Raw genomic sequence first — 18295 nt, 5'->3', positions numbered from 1 at the left:
CGGACCGGCCGGACGGGCCGCGGAATCCCGGCCGCCATTTCCTCTGTTGCCCGAAGCTGTACCGTTTTGGCCAGCATTTCCCGCGTATTGCGGGGCAGCGGAAGGCTGTTGCTGCTGTTGCCGCCCATTGCGGCGTCGAGCCCTGGTGGCGCTGGACATCCCCCGGCCTGCTCCTCTACTGGTGGTGTGGCCCTCTAGGCGTATCGGTCGCCCGTTGAGACTGGTGCGTTGGAAGGTGGCACCCGTACCGTACGGGTCGATCGACACACGGCATAGTAGAGGGCGCTACGGCGTGAGTGCCGGGGGCGGTCGATGTTGATCCAACACGCGGGGAGAGAAAGCAACAATGGCATCACGCCGGGACGAGCTGAATGCGTATTCGTTCGCTCGAAAGCGCACGAATGCGGCATTTCTGAAGCCGCTGCCGAACGGTTCGATCGAGAGTGCTCCCAAGCCGCTCAAGGCGGTGGTGCCGAGTGTCGTCGTGGGTGTCCTGATGCTCGTGGGATTCGGTGCTTGTGGCATTCTCAAGCCGGTTGCGCCGCAGGGGTGGGACGAGGTCGGCAAGAATGTCATCGTCGGGGACGAATCCACCACGCGTTATGTCGTTCTGAAAAGCAAGGACGGCAAAGGGCAGAAACTGCTGCACCCCATCCTGAACCTCGCCTCCGCCCGGCTTCTTATCGACCCGAAGTTCCAAGTCGTCAAGGTCAAGGAATCCGAGCTGGACGGAAAGATTCCGCACGGGCCCGCCCTCGGCATTCCGTATGCGCCCGACCGCCTGCCCAGCCCCGAGGACGCCGACAAGCCGAAGACCTGGGCAGTGTGCAACCGTCCCGGCACCGGCACCAACTCCAAGCCCCAGCAGGCCGTTTTCGTGCTGGCCGGCAAGGACAAGAAGCTGGTCGAGGACAAGAACAAGCTCGACATTCACCAAGCGCTGTACGTCGAGGACCCGCAGGGCAAGAAGTGGCTGGTCGACAGCCACGGCATGGCCTTCGGGTTCAACTCCACCCGCATGGGGTGGACCGGCAACAGGGCGGAGGGCGACGCCGTCCTGCGGCGCATCATCTTCGGCGCCAACGCCGAGCCGCAGAAGGTGTCGAAGCAGTTCATGGACACCCTCCTCACCCTCCCGGACCAGCTCTCCATCAGCATGCCCCAGGTCGAGCAGGCGGGCACGGCGACCAACGCCCCGAAGGTCCCGGAGAAGGGCAGGACCGTCGGCTCGATCCTCGAGGACAGCGACGGCCAGAAGTACGTCGTCGAGAAGGACGGCGTCGAGCAGGTGTCGAAGTTCGTCGCCAAGCTCCTGGAGGAGGGCGCGAACGCGAAGAAGCTGCATTCCGACGGTTCGCCGATCGTCCCCGTGCCCATCGCCGCCAGCAGCATCGATCCGAAGCGGGACGACGCGAACAACCCGACCACGTTCCTGGGGAAGACGTTCGGCGACGTCGATTCGCCCTGGCCGACCGAGACCCTCTCCCCGGCCAACGACTTCGCCCACGGCTCCCAGACCGGCGGTCTGGTCACCCCCACGGCCAACGGCGTCTCGTGCAGCGTCTACAAGGGCACCAACAGCAAGTACCCGGGCGGCGAGGAGAAGCAGCTCGGCTACCCGAACGGTGTGCCGGACATGCAGACCTGGGTCGGCAAGGACTACCCGGCCAAGATGGCCAGCGGCTCCAGCTCGTACGTCACCCCCGGCAGTGGCCTGCTGTACACGGAGGTGCCCACTCCCCAGGCGAAGAGCGGCAGCCTCTTCCTGGCCACCGACACGGGGCTGCGCTACTCCATTCCCCGGAACAACGACAGCGCGAGCAAGGCCGGCAGCGACAAGGAAGAACTGGACCAGTCGAGGCTGCACCTCGGCTACGGGGGAACGCACCCCCCGCTGATTCTGAAGGCCTGGTCCAGCCTGCTCTCCGAGGGCCCGTCGCTCGACATCAACAGCGCCAAGAAGCCGCAGTCGTCCTGATGTGAGCGAAGTCCGCGCCGAGGCCCAAGACGGGCTATCGGCGCGGACTTCGGCGCCTCACGGATTCCTGCACCATAAATTCACCACAGCCATCCCGCATGTTCTCGGTGCGATCTTCGTCGCACTCCGACGCGCCCGTTCGTGACCGATAGCATCGCTTCTGTCCGTTTGCATTGAACGGCGTTTCCACGGCGGGCAGTTGACGATGTTGTGATCCCGTCACAAGAACGCTCCCCCTGTTGGGAACAGGCATATGGAGTGGTTAAAGTAGCCAAAGGCGTCAGCAGGAGATGCCTACCGCGCGAGCGCCTGTGGCGGCATGCCGCGGTACGACGTACGAGTCTCATGGGGGACGTTGACTATGGCTGGTCAGCAGTACACAACCACCGAGGAGGAGATGGTCGCGTTCAGCGGCAAGATCTCCTCGGTCAACCAGTCGATCCAGGGCGAGATCTCGCGCCTGAACACGGTCGTCGACACCATCACGTCTGGTTGGAAGGGTGCTGCGGCCTCCTCGTACAACCAGCTCCAGTCCCAGGTGAACGAGGACGCCAACCGTCTCAACCAGCTTCTGGGTGAGATCAAGGAAGCGATCGACGAGACCACGAAGAACTACTCCGCCTCCGAAGAGGAGCAGGCCCAGTCGATTTCGCACGTCTCCGCCTCGGCTTCCCCGTTCGGATGATGTGGCCGCGTCGCTGACCGCGGCGCATGGCCCAGCCGCCGCAGCCCGGGCCCGACGGTTCGTCCGCCGGCCCGCTGTGGCGCGTGAATCGACCAGGCATCATCTACTCCTGAGGAGACACCATGTCAGGCCAGATCCTCGTTAATTTCGCGACGATCTCGCAGGCTAGTTCCGACGTGCGCGGTACTGCCAACAACATCCGTCAGCAGCTCGACGACCTCGAGTCCGGCGTCAAGAAGATCGCCGCGAGCTGGGAAGGTGCGGCGCAGGAGGGCTACCAGGCCCGCCAGCGCGAGTGGGACCAGCGTGCCGCCTCCCTGCACTCGACGCTCGAGGCCATCGCCAAGGCGCTCGACCAGGCCGCTCAGAACTACCAGGCCACCGAGCACAAGAACTCCGGCATCTGGGCGGGCTGACCCAAGGTCGGCACAGTTACGGATGGCGATCGGCTGAGCAGCCCCGACGGCTCGCACAGTGGTCAATGAGGGCGAGCGCGCTGCACCGGTGCGCTCGCCCTTCTGCCGTCCACCTGCACCTTCGTATTTCCCTCTCGCCCCGCCCCTTCCGCCACACATGGAGAGCAGACAACCCGTGGGATCTCGCGCCATTGGTCACCGAGCCGGGCACCGCCGACGAGCGGCGGGTGCACTGGTCACGACGGCGTGCATCGTCGGCCTGTCGTGCGGTACGGCCGCACCGGCGATCGCGGACCCGAACGTGCCGCTCAACAGCGGCGAGTGCAAGTTCGGCGCCGACGACATCAGTGAGACCCCCTGGTCGCTCCAGCGGCTGCTGACCAAGCAGATGTGGGACCAGTCCACCGGAAAGGGTGCCCGGGTCGCCGTCATCGACACCGGTATCGACGCGGGCAACCAGCAGATCAAACCCGCCATCGGAAGCGGCGGTAAGACCTTCGTCAACGGCAAGCCCACCGACGACAAGGTCGGCCACGGCACCAAGGTCGCGGGCATCATCGCTGCTCGGGCCAAACCCGGCTCCGGCTTCGTCGGCATCGCGCCCGACGCGAAGGTCATTCCGCTGCAGCAGACGAGCGACGAGAAGGCCGGAGATTCCGTCAGCCTGGCCGCGGCGATCAATTACGCGGTCCGCCTCAAGGTCGATGTCATCAACATCTCCCAGGGCACGGACGCCGGCCCGGAAAAGCTGGGTCCCCTCCAGGCAGCGATCCGGAACGCCGCGGCCAACAACGTCCTCATCGTCGCCTCGGCCGGCAACGACGGCGCGAGCGGCAAAGAGAAGAACATGTACCCCGCCTCGTTCCAGCAGTACGACAACGTGCTGTCCGTCGCGGCCTCGGACCGCAACAACGAGCGGGCCCCCTTCTCCCAGCCGGGTGAGCGGGTCGATATCGCCGCACCGGGCGTGGACATGGTCTCCACCGTCCCCGACGGCGGCAACTGCGTCGACCAGGGCACCAGCTTCGCCGCACCCTACGCCGCGGGAGCCGCGGCCCTCCTGATCGCGAAGCACAAGCACGACCCCAGGCCCTGGACCCCGCGCGAGGTCATCTGGCACCTGGAGCAGACCGCGGAGCGCGTGCGCAGGGAGGCGGACCACAACATCGGCTGGGGCGTCGTCGACCCGGTGGCCGCCCTCAACGACGACACCAGGCCCACCGCCTCACCCAAGCCGGACAAGCCCACCAACGGGGCTGACGGCTCCAACATCCAGCCGGCCGCCGTGACTTTCGGTGAATCACCCGAGGAACGACGTGCCCGCATTTCCATCTACATTGTCGGCGGCGGACTTCTTGCCGTCGCCGCGGTCGTCGGATCCTCGGTCGCCATTCGCGACTGGCGCCGCAAGACCGGTTTGAAGACTCACGGGGAGGCTTAATCATGGGTGGTAAAGGCGAGTATGGCGTAGACCTGGACGCCTTGGACCAGGTGGTCAAGGAGCTCAATCACGTCCTCCAGATGATGGGCGACTCGAAGAGCACGGCCAAGAACAGCACCTATCTGGCGAAGGGCACCCTGGGGCAGGGCTTCACGGAGGAGAACCAGCTGTACCAGGCGCACGATGCGATGAAGGGCGACATCGAGCGGCTGATGGACATGGTCGAAGGCCTGGTCGATCGGTTCGGCAAGAAGTCGTCCAAGGTCAGGGGTGCCTACCAAGACGCCGAGGCCGACAACACCGTCGGCATGAAGTGACGTCAGCGGGCGGATCGCAGTGACAGATAGAGCATGTTCGATGACGGAGTGGGGGACAGCAGATGGCGTCGAATGACAGTAAGTTCAAGCCCGCCGAGGTCCACGTACCGAAGAACGCCGAGCCGGCGCCCAAAGGCTCGGGCGCGGACCAAGAGACAAGCTACGAAGTTGGCCAGAGCCGTCCTCAGTTCACCAAGCTGCGGCTGAATCAGGTCAAGCAGATGGTCGAGGGCTCCAATCCGGGCGAAGTCGGCAATGTCGCCGAGGGCTGGAAGCTCGTTCGCATCAAGCTGGTGGGCGGCGGTAACAGCTGGACTTCGCAGGACTGGAATGACGGCATCAAGAAGAAATTCGATGATGCCGTGACCAAGGTCCTGGAGAGCTGGCACGGCCAGTCCGCGGAGCAGTTCGCGACTGCAGCTCAGAAAATCAGCAACAACTTCGCGAAACTTGCTGCCTACCCGCACAACACCGGCTACGTCCTGCATCAGATCAGCGAGCATCTGGCGGCTGTCAAGAAGGCGGTCGCAGACGTCGAGGAGCCCAGCGAGCTGGATCGCATCAAGGACCGGGCTGCCGACGGCATGAGTTCCGGTGCCGGAAAGGGTGCGGCTATTGGGAACTCTCTCGTGCCGGGCGCAGGCGCCTTGGTTGGCGGCATGGTCGGTGGCATGGTCGGCGGCGACGGTCGGGACGACACTCAGCTGAATGCCGACCTCGCCAACCCGAAGATGAGCATCTTCGATGCCGTCAACAAGAACCGGGGAAGCCTGTCGATCGACCGGGAGCGTGAGCTTGAGGCTGCTCATTACATGGAGCAGCTTGCTACGACCTATCGGGCGGGCGTCAAGGCTATCGGGAAGCCGCCGATCAGTGGTCCGGGTGATGGCCGCATCGACGACGAGGTTCCTGACTACGACGGCGGCGGTCCCATTCCCCCCATCGGTCCTTATGGCCCGGCCCCTTCCGGCCCGAAGGGTGGTACGACGCCGAACATCCCGGGGGTCAAGGGTGGTGGATACACGACCCCGCAGCCGTTGGAACCGCCGCGTCCGCACGGTATTGACGGAGGGGTCGGCAGTATCCCCAGGAGCCCTGCACCTCACATTGGCACCGGACTTGATGGCCTCTCAGGAGGCGGGCTCGGCACTGGCGGTGGTACCGGTGCCGGCGGAATCGGTGGTGGCGTCGGCGGTGGTGTCGGCGGAGGCGTGGGCACGGGGGGCCTGGGTTCTGGCGCCGGCGGAGGCTCGCATTCGGGTATGAGCGGCGGTGGCATGCCAGGCATGGTCGGTGGCGCTGCCGGTCGTACGGGTGGTTCCGGCACTGGAACAGGTGCGCGGGGTGGTCGTGCGGGCATGCCAGGTATGGGCGGTGCTGCTGGCGCAGGGAAGGGCTCTGGAGCCAAGGGCGCCGGCGGCAAGGGCGGTGCAATGGCACGACAGAAGGGCGGGCTCGTAGGCGGCAAGGGTGGAAAGGCCGGAGCCGCCGGTCAGGGAGGGGCCGGCCTGCACCGCAGCCGTGGTGGCACCCAGCAGGGTGCGGCAGGCGGCCGACGTCCGGCGGGTATGGCCGGCGGACATGGCGCCCACGGAGCCAAGGGCAAGGACAAGAATGCGGAGAACGGACAGCGTCCGGACTACCTGGTAGAAGATGAGGAGACCTGGACGCCGGAGCGTAACGTAGCGCCCAAGGTCATCGAGTAGGACCCTGTCGGTCGAGTTCCGACGCACAGCGGAATCGAAGTGGGGCCCGCAGTCCCCGGACTGCGGGCCCGCCCCTGTTAGGGAGAGGTGTAACGGCATGAGCTTTACGCGTACGCTGCGTGCAGTTGGCGGCGTGGTGGTGGCGGGAGCACTGCTCTTCGGCTCCGCTCCGGCTGCTTCTGCGGACCAGACCAGAGATGATCAATGGCCGTTGAAGGCATTTGATGCCGAAAGCGTGTGGAAGGTATCGACGGGTAAAGGCATCACGGTCGCAGTGATCGACGATGCCGTTAACGGCAGCCATCCCGACTTGAAGGGTAATGTGCTGCCAGGGAAAGACCTTAACCAAGGTGGTACCGCTGATCACGAAAGCGTGAATGACCACGGTACCGCAATGGCTTCCATCATTGCAGGTCACGGCCACGGAGCAGGTAATTCACAAGGGGTGAAGGGGCTAGCTCCAGCTGCCAAGATTTTGCCGGTGGCAATTCCTGACGAAGGCGACGTGCCGACGCAGGGCGAGGATGATCTGGCCGAGGCACTGAAGTACGCTGCAGATCACGGCGCATCTGTCATCAATATGTCGATCGATGCTGGTGTGCTGACCGAGGAAGAAAAGAGTGCTCTTTCTTATGCGATCAAGAAGGACGTCCTTCTGGTTGCTGGCACAGGAAACGATGGGCGGGGACGCCTTGGCGATCTACCCTCCTACCCGGGCGTAGTCGCGGTTGGTGCAGTCGACAAGACCGGCCAGGTTTGGGAAAAGTCGAATTACGGCCCGCAGACGATGCTTACGGCACCCGGGACTCTCATCAGGTCTGCAGCGGCATCCAAGCCGTATCGGCTGGCCAATGGCACCTCTGACTCGACGGCGTACGTCTCAGGCGCCGCAGCCCTTCTCCGTGCCAAGTTCCCCGATCTCACTGCCGGTCAGATCGCCAACCGACTGGTGAAGACGGCCGGCCTGCCGCCTGGGCAAGCCGGGATGAAGCTCCCGGACCCACACTACGGTTATGGCTTCATCAAGCCCTTCAGTGCACTGACAAAGGACATTCCGACCGGTTCCAAAAACGGTCCGCTGAAGACCCCTAAGGGTGATTCGGCTCCCAGCGCCGGTGGAGCGACCGCTCCCGGCGCCTCAAGCACGGGTGGCGACCAGGCAAACGGGCAGAAGGCCAGTGGGCTTGGCCCCGGTGCCATTGTGGGCATCGCCCTTGGTGTCCTCGCTGTTGCCGCGGTCATCGTCATCGTTGTGGTCAGCCAGAAGAAGAAGGGCCGCAATGGTCCGCCCCCTGGCGGTCCTGGTGGCTTCGGCGGTCCTGGCGGCGCTGGGTTCACCCCGCAGCAGCCGGGTCCCTACCAGCAGCCGGGCCCGTACCAGCAGCCCGGGCCGTATCAGCAGCAGCCCGGCGGCCCCGGGGCATACCCCCCGGCGCCGCCCACCCAGCCTCCGGGCCGTTGAGGCCGCGGCGAGCGTCGTGTCTGAACTCGCGTTGAGTTCTTGAGGCGGCAGGTCTCCGGCTGGAGTGCTTGTCGGCGTCAACCTCAGCGAAATGGGCACGACCCGCCGGGTGCAGCAAGCCATAGGAAGAAGTGACTTGGGGTCCGCAGCCTGACGGTTGCGGACCCCAAGCTTGTCAGGGAGGGAAGTACGGAGTGGGATTCACGCGGACGCTGCGTGCGGTGGGTGGCGTAGTGGTGGCAGGAGCGCTGCTCCTCACCGCTGCGCCGACCGCTTCGGCGGACTACATCCGGGACGGGCAGTGGGCGCTTGACGCGTTCAATCCGCAGAAGGTGTGGAAGGAGTCGACGGGCAAGAACGTCATCGTGGCGGTCATCGACTCGGGTGTCGACGGAGGCCACGCAGACCTCAAGGGCAACGTACTGCCCGGGAAGAGCTTTGACGGCGGAGGCGGCACGGCAGATCACGAAACCGTAGAGGATCATGGCACTGCCATGGCCGCTTTGATCGCGGCCCATGGGCATGGTCCTGGCAATGCCGACGGCATCATGGGGCTGGCTCCGGACGCAAAAATCTTGCCGATCAAGATGAGTGAGGCGATTGGCGGGGACCAGAACACCATCGACGGCCCTCTTCGATATGCCGTGGACCACGGCGCAAAGGTCATCAACATGTCCTTTGTGACCCCTCGCTTGACTCAGCAGGAAACGGATGCGATCAACTACGCGGTCAAGAAGGATGTGCTGCTCGTTGGTGGCTCCGGCAACGAGGGCAGTGGCAAGCCTCTATATCCGGCCGGCGCACCCGGAGTGTTGGCGGTCGGCGCAGTGGCCAAGGACGGCAAGGTGCTCGGTGAGTCCAACTACGGTCCCCATATCCGGCTGATCGCCCCAGGTGAGAAGATCTACTCCGCAGGAACCCCTCCGAAGGGTTACCGTCAGGGAACAGGTACCTCCGACTCGACGGCCTATGTATCAGCCGCGGCAGCCCTCGTGCGCTCGAAGTACCCCGATCTCACTGCCGGCCAGGTAGCGAATCGTCTGACCCGGACAGCGATCACCCCGGATGGCAAGACGGATATCCAGTCCCCTGATCCCAAGTACGGTTACGGTGTGATTCGCCCGTACCGGGCGCTCTCGGAGCACATTCCCGCTGGTTCGAAGAACGGGCCGCTCACCATGCCGAAGGACACGGAGTCTTCCGCGGGTGGAGGCACGGATGCACCTGGGGGGAACCCGTCGGCGAGCAGCGGTGACGCGGGGATCGGCATGAGCCCCCTCGCGATTGCCGGTATTGCTGTGGGTGTGATCGTGGTTCTGGGGATTGTCATCGCTCTGATCGTCACCAACTCGAAGCGCCGTAATGGTCCGCCTCCTGGTGGCACTGGCTTCGGTGGTCCGAGCGGCGGTGCTGGAGTTCCCCCTCAATATCCGTATGGCTCCTACCAGCAGCCGGGTGGCCCTGGTGGATACCAGACGGCACCGCCCAACTACCCTCCCCGTCAATGACGACGGCTTCTCTGGTGAACTCGTCCGCCGGCATGAGCCAGTGGTCGTAGCCGGAGAGAAGGCAGCCAGGAGTGGGACCGCAGTCGATGAATGCGGTCCCACTCCTGTTTTGGTATGTGGCTCTGCGCAGTGCAATGAGTGGGCGCCACGGTGGCGAGCGGGTAGACCGCACGGCTTTCCCTTGCCATCGCGTTGGCTTGCGTCGCTCCGGTGCGGAATGGGGCGACCGGGCGGCCAGTGGCCTCAGCCGAAGACGGAGCGGACCTCGTCCGTGGTGTCCTGGTGGCGGGTGGCGGCGCCGCCTGTGTGGTGGTCGACGTGGCGTTGTGCGTGGTCGAGGCCCCGGTTGGTGAGGTCTTCCTTGGCGTGGTCGATGTAGGTGGTGGGGTCGGCGAGGCTGGTGACGCCGTCCTTGTACTCCTGGGCGCCTTCCTTGATGCCGTCGACGTATTCGCCGGCTTTTTCCTTGCCGATGTCGGCGGTTTCGCCCCAGTCGATTCCGTCGCGGGCTCCGAAGTGGCTTTCGATGCCTTGCTCGGCGACGTTCTGGGCCATCTCCGTGGCGGCCTCTTGGGCCTTCGCCTTGCCCTCTTCGACGATCTTGTCCTTGGCGATTTCCTTCGCCTGATCGACGACCTTGTCCTTGACGGTTTCCTTGACCGTCTTCTTGACGTAGTCCGCGGCGATCTTGCGGGCTTCCTTCGAGACGGCCTTCTTCGCCATCTTCTTGATGGCGTCCATGGTGGCGTGCTCCATGGCCTTGGTCGCCGCCTCCATGACCTCGCGTTTGATCTTGTCGAGGATCTGGCGGACGAGCAGGCGGGTCGCCTGGGTGGCGCCTGCGGCGCCGAGCTCGGACAGGCCCAGGGTGAAGGGCGCGGCGGCCTGGGCCGCGATGAGTTCGGCGGCCAGCATGACGAGCTGGACAATCACGGCGATCTTGCCCGCGAGAACGGCGATGGCGGCCGCGTCGAAGGCGACGGCGATGACCTCGGCCGCCGCGGCGGCGTCACGGAGATAGTTGTCCCCGCTGCCCCCGCCGCCGGAGAACGAACCCCATTCGTGGGAAAAGCCCTCGATCGCCTCTCCGGAGTTGGCGGAGACGACTTCATTGGCTGCCGAAGAACCCTGGGAGGACGCCTGGTTGACGGACTCGGCGAAGTTGCGCCAAGCCTGGGCGCACTCGTGGAGCTTGTCCTCGTCGGCATCCGGCCAGCTGTAGCCGAGCAGATCCAGGACCCAAGCAACCTCGCTTGGCAGCGTCAATGACACAGCGATCGTCCCCCGTGCAGTTGTAGCCCATTGCGGAGCGGAATGGTGTGGGTGTGAGTTCGGGTGTGGATGTCGTCAAGGAGCGGGTGAGGGTGAGGAACGAGGGCGAGGGCGCGGGTGGTGGGACATCGGCCTGGGCGGGGCGTGGATCGCGCTTCGGGAACCCGGTGCCCGGCTCGGCTCATGATTGACGGCCTCGGCCCCGGCCTCGGTGTGCGCGTGCCCCTGCGTGACGGGCGGGGCCGGACGTCAGATGGCCGGGCGGCCTACCGCGCTGATGGTGTGGATGCCCTGCTCGTCGGATTCGGTGTACGAGCCGGCCATGTTCTGGAGCTTGTCGCCGATGCTTTCGAGGCGCTCGCCCAGGGAGTCCATCGATTCGAACATGCCGTCCCTGATGGGCGTGTAGATCGTTTCGAAGATGTCGCCGAAGTCGCAGTTTTCCCAGGGACTGCCGAGGCCCTCAAGATCGTCCTGAAGCTTCTTCGACGCCTTGGAGAAATCGCTGCCGATGTGGACGAATGTGTTGCCCTGCGTCCGCAGCACATCCGGATCGACGTCAAATGCCTTGCCTGCCACCCTTGCCCCCGTTATGCGGTGTGCCCCCGCAGATATCTGTTGCGTCCTTAACGATCCCACACACTAGGCGATCTGAACGCAGGCATGTCAAGGCGAGCATGTGGAGAGAACGTGGGCATTCTGCGACTCAACGCTGAGCGGATTCAGGGGAATTGGCGTACCCGCGGCATCGGTGAATCTCGCGGCAGGTGGGTGTGGAGCCCCGGCGAGGTATCGAAAAGGCAGGTTAAATATTGGTACGGCGTTGGTCAATTGTTCGGAGTTCTGGGGGTGGGGGAGGGGCGGCGGAAGATGGCCTGGGGGCGGGTCGGCCTCGGTTGGTTGCCGAAAGGTGGCGTTGCCCTCAACGGCGAGTGTCCGTGACGTCAATCGGGCGACTTGGGGAATGGGTCGCTCGGGTGAGTCCGGCGAGTTGACGGATGGGGCCGGCGGGTTGGCGCGGGGATGCGTGCGGACGCAGGGGAATTCGGCCGTGTGCCGGGTGAGTGGGGGTGGCGGGGCGGGGGCTCCGAAGGCCGAAGTGTGAAGTGTGAAGTGGGAAGTGGGAAGTGGGAAGTGCGCAGGCGGGAGCTGGTCGGCGAACCGGCCGGGGAGTTCGGGTGGTTGGCGCCATTCGGGGGGAGCGGGAGGGCCCGGCGATCACTCGTCCCGTAGCATTCCCGCTCATGGACGTAGCCGGCAATGAAGAGCCCCTTCCCGAGAGTCGAGTGGGGCTGACGCCTCGTCAGGCCAGGCGAATACGCATCGTCCTGGCCTCGGTGCTGATGGCCGCGATGGCGGGGGTGCTCGTGGTGCGCCTGGCGTCGCGTACGTCGGTGCTGGTGGTCGGGGTGTACGGGGCCGCGCTGGTGCTCTGTGGGGTGGTGATCGAACTCAGCCGGAACGGGCGTACCCGCCTCGGCACCTGGTTGCTGGGCATCGGGCTGGCCGCCGCACTGGCCGCGGACTGGCTGCTGCTGCCCTGAAGGTGGAGGAAGGGGCGGACAGCGGATCCACCCCCGCCCCGGAGTTGCTCCCCCGGCTGAGGAGGACCGCCGCGCAAGGCGCCCCTCCCCGCAGCAGAGAAAAGCCCCCAGACCAGAGCTGCCCCCGCTGGGGAGGTAAGCCCCGGAGCCCCCCCCGCAGGGAAAAGCCCCGGAGCCCGTCCCCCGCCGCCCAGAAAAGCCCCGGACCGCAGAATCCGCCCCGAGGCTCCCCCCGCCTCCCCCCGCCTCAGAACAACCCGTGCCACATCTGTTCGATGACCAGCGACCACCAGTTGCCGTCGTTGTCCAGCGCCCAGGAGTCGATCGCCGCGATCTGTTCCTGGAAGGCGGCGACTGCCGCGCCTGCCGCGTACGGGTCCATGCCCTGCATCTGCCCGCGCGTGGTGACCAGCAGAGCGAGGGAGCGCAGGTACGCGGCGAGGGTGCGGTTGACGAACCGGCCGCCGCCCGAGGACGGCTGGACCGCCCAGACGGTGCCGACGAGGCCCTGGTTCTGCTCCGGGGCGGCGCACTGAACGGCGAGCGTGTAGAGGCCGTCGGTGCCGATCCGGACGTAGCCGGCGAGGGTCGTCAGGGTCTCTTCGCGAGCCTCGGTGCCGGTTTCCCGCAGGTAGGCCGCCACGTCCGGGAACAGTCCGCCGGCCGGCGGGGCGTCGGGCCGGTCGGCGGTGAAGAAGTACGGCACCTGGGCCGGCAGCCCGGCCCAGACCAGGGTGTTCCTGGTGGCCTCGGGGAACTGGGTCGTGGCGAGGTCGTCGGCGTCCGGGCGGCTCACGCCCTGGGGGCCGAAGACCTCCACGAGGTGCTTGCCGAGGGCCACGTCCCGCATCTGCGGTGCGGCCTCGACGTGCTGCGGCACCGGCAGCCGGTGCGGCCGCGGCGGTGCCGGCCGGCCCGCCAGCTGGTGCATCATCTCGACGTGCCGGATCAGTCCGGCGACGCCCTCGGCGCGCTCCTCGGGGCGCATGCCGTAGCCCTCGGTGCACGAGAACGTGGCGTGGGTGAAGGTGCGCAGGAGGAAGTCGCCGGGGTAGCCGCCGGGCAGCAGGGCCGACCGCAGGTCGGTGTGGACGGCGCTGACGTCGGCGGGGTTCACGCCCAGCCGTCGCAGCTCGTCGTGGAGCTGGTACTCGGCGGGCGGCGCTCCGGGCGCCGAGACCCGGGCGAGGCTGGTCTCCTCGCCGGTCGACGGGTCGTTGTAGGTCGCGACGGCGGTGTTGCCGGGGCCGGTGACCGGCCGCTCGGCGGGCGTCGAGGGGGCCGCTCCGGCGCCGTGCTTCTGCCGGTACATCCGTACGACCTCGTCGACCGGTACCGACGGCCACACCGTCAGCTCGCCGGACTCCCGGTCGACGACACCGCAGGCTGCGCCGACCTCGGCGGGCGGGCGTCGCTGACCGGTCTGCGGGTCGACCTCCGGCGGCGGCGGTACGGCCCACACGACCCAGCCGAGGTCGAACTCCTGCAGGGCCACTTCGCGCGGCGGGCCCTGATGCCCCTCGGGGTTGAGCCAGCGGGCGGCGGTGGCGTGGGCCTGCGCCTGGGTGATCACGAGTGGTCTCCTTCGAGGCCGTCGGACGAAGCGGAGTCGGCGGTGCCGGTGCGCTGGGCCGGCACGGTGGGAGCGGGCGCGGGAGCCGCGGCGAGGATCTGGCGGGCGGTCACACCGCGCGCGGTGGCGACGACCAGTACACCGTCCGGCGAGAGGTCGGCGCCGGTGAACGGGGTGTCGGAGAGCAGCGCGGCCACCACCTCCTCGTCGGCGCGGGACCAGACCCGCAGATAGTCGGCGCCGCGGCTGAGCCCGAGGGGCGCCGCCTCCTGGGCCTGTGCGGAGGGCAGTTGCACCTGCGCCGGATCGGCGTCGACGTATCCCGGACGCAGCAGATCGTGCACGAGGAGCGCCCGGCCGCTGCCCTCGGGGGCGTCACTGTCCGGGCCGGGCACCGTACGGGAGCCGGGGGTCCCCTCGGGGACGAGGAAGGCGGCCACCGGGCGGCCGGGTGCGGTGGTGGCGGAAGCCGGGGCCGCAGGACCGGCGGAGTCGGCCGTCGCGGGGGCCGGGCTCTGGGCCGTTCCCGCCGCCGTCCCCGCTGCCCTGCCGTCCGGGTCGCCGGGGTCGGCCGCGTCCGCCGTCGCGCCGTCCCCGTCCTGCGGAGGCAGGGACCCCGTCGTCACGGCGCGGACACCGACCAGCGGCACGCTCCACAGCGTCCGCCACGGCAGGCTGAAGCCGAGCGTGTGCAGCGCCTCCGCGTACGGCGCCAGGCCGTCCTCGACGAACGCGGACTCCAGGAACGCCGCCCGCAGCTCGGCGGGCGCCTGGGAGCGGGTGAGGAGCGGGGCGGTGCGCAGGTACGTACGGGCCGGTGCGCCCAGCTGCTCCAGCGGTACGGCCTCGATGGCAGCCCGCATCGTCACGGGGTCGGCATGGGCGAACAGGCCGGGGTCGGTGAGGAGTTGCGGGAGCAGGCCGGCGTCGAGGGTGTGCGCCGCCAGATGGTCGCGGATGTACGGATCGGCCCGGGACCAGTCCTGCTGGGGCACCGCTTCCAGCAGCGCCATGGCGATCTTGGTCTGGGCGTCGCGGACGTCCGGCAGCCCGGAGCGGATCTCCTCGGCGAGCCCGGGGTGCGTCAGACGCAGCAGGGTACGGCCGTCGGCACCGGATCCGGCCCCGCCGTCCTCCGTGGCCTCGTCCGCGGCACCGTCTCCGTCGCCGTCCGGGTCCTCGTCCCGGGACGGCTCGACCGGCTGGATGAACGGCGCGGCCAGCAGCATGCCGTCGGCGATGTCCCGGCTCATGTCCCGTCCGGCGACGGCGCTCGCCAGCGCACCCCACAGCTGGACGGGCAGCCCCTCGCCCTCGGCGAACGCGAGCGGCGCCAGCATCAGCCGCAGGGTCCGCGGATCGGCGCCCAGCCGGCGGGCATGCAGATCGAGCACCTCGCCGACGCTGCCGGGCAGCTGGGAGGCGTCTGCAGGGTCGAAGCCCGCGGGCTGCAGGAGCAGCGACTGCACGGCGAGCCGGACGGTGAGCCGGTTGCCGTCCGCGCGCGCCGCGAGGGCCTCGGCGAGCGCCCGGCGCGCGGCCGGATCGGTGGTGTACGGGAGGTCCGGGGCGCCCGCCTCGGGGGTGAGCGCGGTCTCGGCGTGCAGCACCAGGCCCTTGGGGTCGGCCCACTCGGGCGCGTCGAGATCGATGATCTGCACCTGGCCGGCCGGCAGCGCCCCGGCCAGCTCCGCGGCCAGTTCGCGCGGCACCTCGGCGAGCAGCTGAACCGTTTCGGTGGCGGCGAGCGGCTTGAGCACGTCCCGGACGACGCGGGCCGGCTCGTGCGCGGCGCGTACCGGACCGGCCTGATCGACATCCGGCACCACCAGGGTCACCGGCTCTTCACGAGCGGCGAGTTCGGTGAAAATGTCGTCGTCGCGGTCGGCGTTCAGCCCGAGATGATCGGAGATCATCCACAACATCTGTGCCGCGGTGCGCCCGGCGGGGCTCGGTACGACAGGCGCCGGGAGATCCGGGGGCACCGTCGCCGGGTCCAGATCGTCCAGCGGCAACTGCTTGCGGTGCCCGGGGTCGCACATCATCAGGAAGCCGGTGACCAGGCGCGTTCGCCCGCTGCCCGGGTTGCCGGTGAGCACGATGACGCGCGGCGCGCCGGGCCAGCGCATGCGCCAGGCCGCGAGCGCGCGGAGCGCGGCGGTGCGGCCGCCGACGTACGGATGCGGTGCGTATCCGGCCGGTGCGGCATTTCCTTCGTCTGAGGCGCTCATGGCTTCCTCGTCCCCCATCAATCCCGCCTCCACCTTTGTGGATTCCTGCGTGTACCGGCTTGATCCTATGGTCCGTGCCGCCCTCTGAGGATGGCGCGGGGTGGGCTGTGCCGGAACTGGAACACGCAGGCCGGGGCCGGTGTGCGGGCGCTCGCACCGAGAGCGGGCGGGGTGGAGGTGAAGTGAGTTGTCCCCGGGGCCCGATGTGGAGAAAGCGAGATCGCCATGTGCGGAAAGAAAGCAGATCCATCCGCATGATCCGGCGATGGATCCGCTTTCTTCCGCAACGGCTTTCCTGAGTGTTTGAACGGATTTCGGCGTGAGGGAAAAGCGGAAGGCCGCCGAACCCGCGGGCTGCCGAAACGCCGAACCGCGGGCCGATGGGGGCGGGCGCCGCGGACGGCCCGCGCGGCGACCGGGTCAGCCCCGGTGCCCGCCGCCGCGGCCACCGCGCCGCGGGGTGGTCACGATGTTGCCCGAAGGACCGTCGCGCTCGGCGCGCTCCTCGTCCTCCTTGGCCTCCTGCTCCTGCTGCCACGCGGCGAACTTCTCGCGGGACTCCTCGCGCTCGGCCATGGTCTGGTTCTCCGCGGCCCGCCGGATCTGGTCCATGCGGTCGCCCAGCGCGTCCATGTATCCCGGCGTCGCGATCGCGTCCTTCATGCCGATACGCCCGGAGAGCACCTCCTGGGCCATCTCCTGGAGCTTGCCGCCGACGTTGGGGTTGTCCGCCAGGACCTTCAGTGCCTTGCGCAGCCGGTGTGCCTGCTCGGGATCCTGGGCGACGTCCATCAGGTCCTCGTCCTGGATCTGCCGTTCATTGTTCATGTCTGCCCCCTGGAACGTGATGACACAGCAACCGCGTCTGCGGCACCGGCGTCCTGAGTGTAATGACGGGTGTGAACGGGGCGTCAAGGAGGGGGTTGTCGGTATTGCCGGACATTGCTCCACGGCGAATTCCGCGATCCGCCTCCCGCCCGCTCCGCGGAGGGCTTCGGGCCTATTGCGGGTGTGCTAGACCTGAGGCGATGTCGGCAGGTAGCTGTCATGCAATTCGGGGAGAAATGATGTCCGATGAAGTCCGGCTCAGTACCGAGGAGTTGCACAAGCTCGGTGCGACCTTCGAGATACGTGCGGAAGAACTGAGCCGGCAGCTCGCCGCATTCAGGCGACGGGCGGATGCCGAGGCCCTCCGGGACGGTTTCGGCGACGACGAGGCGGCCCGGCCCTACCGCGAGCTGTACGAGCAGGCCGAGCAGGCGCTCGTCCAGCTGCAGCAGCGCCTCGCCGAGGTCGGCGGGGGGATCAAGGAGACCGTCGCGAATGCGCAGGCGGCCGAGGACGAGCTGGCCGAGATGATGCGGAGCGTCAAGTGAGCGAGCGAGGCAACCCGCAGGCCCTGCACGAAGCGGCGGCCGGCTGGCGGGAGATGGGCAAGCACCTCGACGGCCTCGTCCGCGATCTGGACCGGCACGTCGGCACCGCGGCCGCGGCCAACTGGCACGGCCCGGCCGGTGAGGCGTTCGCGGGGGAGTGGCACCGCCTCAAGCGGTCCGTCGACGAATCGCTGCCGGTCTTCGACCTGGCCGCCGCCGACCTGGAGAACGCCGCCGCGCAGCCCGCCGAGGACAACGGCGACAAGGGCCACGACGCACCGCCGGCGGGCCGCTCCGGCGACGGCGCGCAGTCGTCGTCCGGCCCCGAGATCGCCTACGGCTTCATGGCGCTCGGCCAGCTCGCGACCGGCCTCGGCGGCGCGTTCGGCAAGCGCGGAGGGGGCGGGGGCGGCCAGGGACAGCGGCCGCCCGTACGGCACGAGTGGGCCACCTCCGAAGCGGCGCACGGGCCCGATCCGTTCGGCCCGGCACAGGACGGCGAGGCCAGGACGCGGGGCGGCGAGGGCCTCGCCAAGGGCGTACGGAGCCGGGCGCCCGGCACCGAGCCGGAGCCGGGCCCTGAGCGGGACCCGAAGAACGGCCCGCGGAACGATCCGCAGAACGGCCCGCAGAAGAAGGGCTCGGCCGCCCCTGCCGCCCGGCCCGCCGCCTCCGCCGCCGGGGCCGGTGCCCCCGAGCCCCGGGGCACCGCGGCGTCCGCCGCCGAGGCACCGGTCGGCTCCGGCCCCGACGTCACTCAGCACGGGGCCTTCGGCTGACGCCTTC

General features: G+C 67.9%; 16 protein-coding genes. 11 read left to right on the top strand and 5 right to left on the bottom strand.

What is annotated here, in order from left to right; genetic code table 11:
• Nucleotides 1-346 precede the first annotated feature (346 nt).
• The 8 genes from Scani_RS02465 (at nt 347) to Scani_RS02430 (ending at nt 9513) form a co-directional block, all read left to right on the top strand.
• Nucleotides 347-1978, top strand: a complete 1632-nt coding sequence (locus Scani_RS02465; protein ID WP_159469576.1) for a type VII secretion protein EccB — start codon at nt 347-349, stop codon at nt 1976-1978.
• Between the two features lie 361 nt (nt 1979-2339).
• A complete protein-coding gene (locus Scani_RS02460; protein ID WP_006602761.1) occupies nt 2340-2663 on the top strand; it encodes a WXG100 family type VII secretion target in 324 nt (107 codons plus the stop codon).
• A 122-nt stretch (nt 2664-2785) separates the two neighbouring features.
• Nucleotides 2786-3079, top strand: a complete 294-nt coding sequence (locus tag Scani_RS02455; protein ID WP_030991969.1) for a WXG100 family type VII secretion target — start codon at nt 2786-2788, stop codon at nt 3077-3079.
• A 175-nt stretch (nt 3080-3254) separates the two neighbouring features.
• Nucleotides 3255-4520, top strand: coding sequence for a type VII secretion-associated serine protease mycosin (gene mycP, locus Scani_RS02450; RefSeq protein WP_246295453.1), 1266 nt, complete (start codon nt 3255-3257; stop codon nt 4518-4520).
• 2 nt (nt 4521-4522) lie between these two features.
• On the top strand, nt 4523-4837 hold the full coding sequence (locus tag Scani_RS02445) for a hypothetical protein (protein ID WP_159469572.1): 315 nt from the start codon (nt 4523-4525) through the stop codon (nt 4835-4837).
• A 62-nt stretch (nt 4838-4899) separates the two neighbouring features.
• A complete protein-coding gene (locus Scani_RS40330; protein ID WP_176608594.1) occupies nt 4900-6543 on the top strand; it encodes a WXG100 family type VII secretion target in 1644 nt (547 codons plus the stop codon).
• Between the two features lie 97 nt (nt 6544-6640).
• Nucleotides 6641-8005 carry a S8 family serine peptidase gene (locus tag Scani_RS02435; RefSeq protein ID WP_159469570.1) on the top strand — a complete coding sequence of 455 codons (1365 nt, stop codon included), beginning with the start codon at nt 6641-6643 and terminating at the stop codon, nt 8003-8005.
• Between the two features lie 194 nt (nt 8006-8199).
• A complete protein-coding gene (locus tag Scani_RS02430) occupies nt 8200-9513 on the top strand; it encodes a S8 family serine peptidase (protein WP_159469568.1) in 1314 nt (437 codons plus the stop codon).
• Nucleotides 9514-9756: 243 nt separating this feature from the next.
• Here Scani_RS02430 and Scani_RS02425 read toward each other — a convergent pair whose 3' ends face one another.
• Entirely contained in the window at nt 9757-10785 is a 1029-nt protein-coding gene (locus Scani_RS02425; protein ID WP_159469566.1) for a WXG100-like domain-containing protein, read from the bottom strand.
• Between the two features lie 249 nt (nt 10786-11034).
• Entirely contained in the window at nt 11035-11364 is a 330-nt protein-coding gene (locus Scani_RS02420) for a WXG100 family type VII secretion target (protein ID WP_246295451.1), read from the bottom strand.
• Between the two features lie 665 nt (nt 11365-12029).
• On the opposite strand from Scani_RS02420, the gene Scani_RS02415 reads away from it, so the two are divergent.
• Nucleotides 12030-12329, top strand: coding sequence for a hypothetical protein (locus tag Scani_RS02415; RefSeq protein ID WP_159469564.1), 300 nt, complete (start codon nt 12030-12032; stop codon nt 12327-12329).
• Between the two features lie 247 nt (nt 12330-12576).
• Here Scani_RS02415 and Scani_RS02410 read toward each other — a convergent pair whose 3' ends face one another.
• The 3 genes from Scani_RS02410 to Scani_RS02400 form a co-directional block, all read right to left on the bottom strand.
• Nucleotides 12577-13902 (bottom strand): SUKH-4 family immunity protein, encoded by a 1326-nt coding sequence (locus Scani_RS02410; protein WP_159469562.1) that lies wholly within the window; start codon nt 13900-13902, stop codon nt 12577-12579.
• Nucleotides 13899-16133 (bottom strand): ATP-binding protein, encoded by a 2235-nt coding sequence (locus Scani_RS02405; protein ID WP_246295449.1) that lies wholly within the window; start codon nt 16131-16133, stop codon nt 13899-13901. Before Scani_RS02405 ends, Scani_RS02410 begins: the two co-directional genes overlap by 4 nt.
• 420 nt (nt 16134-16553) lie before the next feature.
• Nucleotides 16554-16961, bottom strand: coding sequence for a hypothetical protein (locus Scani_RS02400; protein ID WP_159469558.1), 408 nt, complete (start codon nt 16959-16961; stop codon nt 16554-16556).
• A 239-nt stretch (nt 16962-17200) separates the two neighbouring features.
• Here Scani_RS02400 and Scani_RS02395 point away from each other — a divergent pair, with 239 nt between their 5' ends.
• Together Scani_RS02395 and Scani_RS02390 are read left to right on the top strand one after the other, a co-directional pair.
• On the top strand, nt 17201-17509 hold the full coding sequence (locus Scani_RS02395) for a hypothetical protein (protein WP_159469556.1): 309 nt from the start codon (nt 17201-17203) through the stop codon (nt 17507-17509).
• The gene (locus Scani_RS02390; protein ID WP_159469554.1) at nt 17506-18288 is read left to right on the top strand and encodes a WXG100 family type VII secretion target; all 783 of its coding nucleotides are present in this window, start codon (nt 17506-17508) and stop codon (nt 18286-18288) included. Before Scani_RS02395 ends, Scani_RS02390 begins: the two co-directional genes overlap by 4 nt.
• The last annotated feature ends 7 nt before the right edge of the window (nt 18289-18295 follow it).

The organism is Streptomyces caniferus (genome assembly GCF_009811555.1).
Classification (GTDB): domain Bacteria; phylum Actinomycetota; class Actinomycetes; order Streptomycetales; family Streptomycetaceae; genus Streptomyces; species Streptomyces caniferus.
The sequence above is the reverse complement of the archived record's forward strand: the minus strand, read 5'-3'. Positions and strand labels throughout refer to the sequence as shown.

Bases quoted from the DNA above. Each gene is read 5' to 3' on its own strand.
- Scani_RS02455 (WP_030991969.1), top strand. From the start codon at position 2,786: ATGTCAGGCCAGATCCTCGTTAATTTCGCGACGATCTCGCAGGCTAGT.
- Scani_RS02395 (WP_159469556.1), top strand. From the start codon at position 17,201: ATGTCCGATGAAGTCCGGCTCAGTACCGAGGAGTTGCACAAGCTCGGT.
- Scani_RS02460 (WP_006602761.1), top strand. From the start codon at position 2,340: ATGGCTGGTCAGCAGTACACAACCACCGAGGAGGAGATGGTCGCGTTC.
- Scani_RS02445 (WP_159469572.1), top strand. From the start codon at position 4,523: ATGGGTGGTAAAGGCGAGTATGGCGTAGACCTGGACGCCTTGGACCAG.
- Scani_RS02465 (WP_159469576.1), top strand. From the start codon at position 347: ATGGCATCACGCCGGGACGAGCTGAATGCGTATTCGTTCGCTCGAAAG.
- Scani_RS02435 (WP_159469570.1), top strand. From the start codon at position 6,641: ATGAGCTTTACGCGTACGCTGCGTGCAGTTGGCGGCGTGGTGGTGGCG.
- Scani_RS02405 (WP_246295449.1), bottom strand. From the start codon at position 16,133: ATGAGCGCCTCAGACGAAGGAAATGCCGCACCGGCCGGATACGCACCG.
- Scani_RS40330 (WP_176608594.1), top strand. From the start codon at position 4,900: ATGGCGTCGAATGACAGTAAGTTCAAGCCCGCCGAGGTCCACGTACCG.
- Scani_RS02400 (WP_159469558.1), bottom strand. From the start codon at position 16,961: ATGAACAATGAACGGCAGATCCAGGACGAGGACCTGATGGACGTCGCC.
- Scani_RS02415 (WP_159469564.1), top strand. From the start codon at position 12,030: ATGGACGTAGCCGGCAATGAAGAGCCCCTTCCCGAGAGTCGAGTGGGG.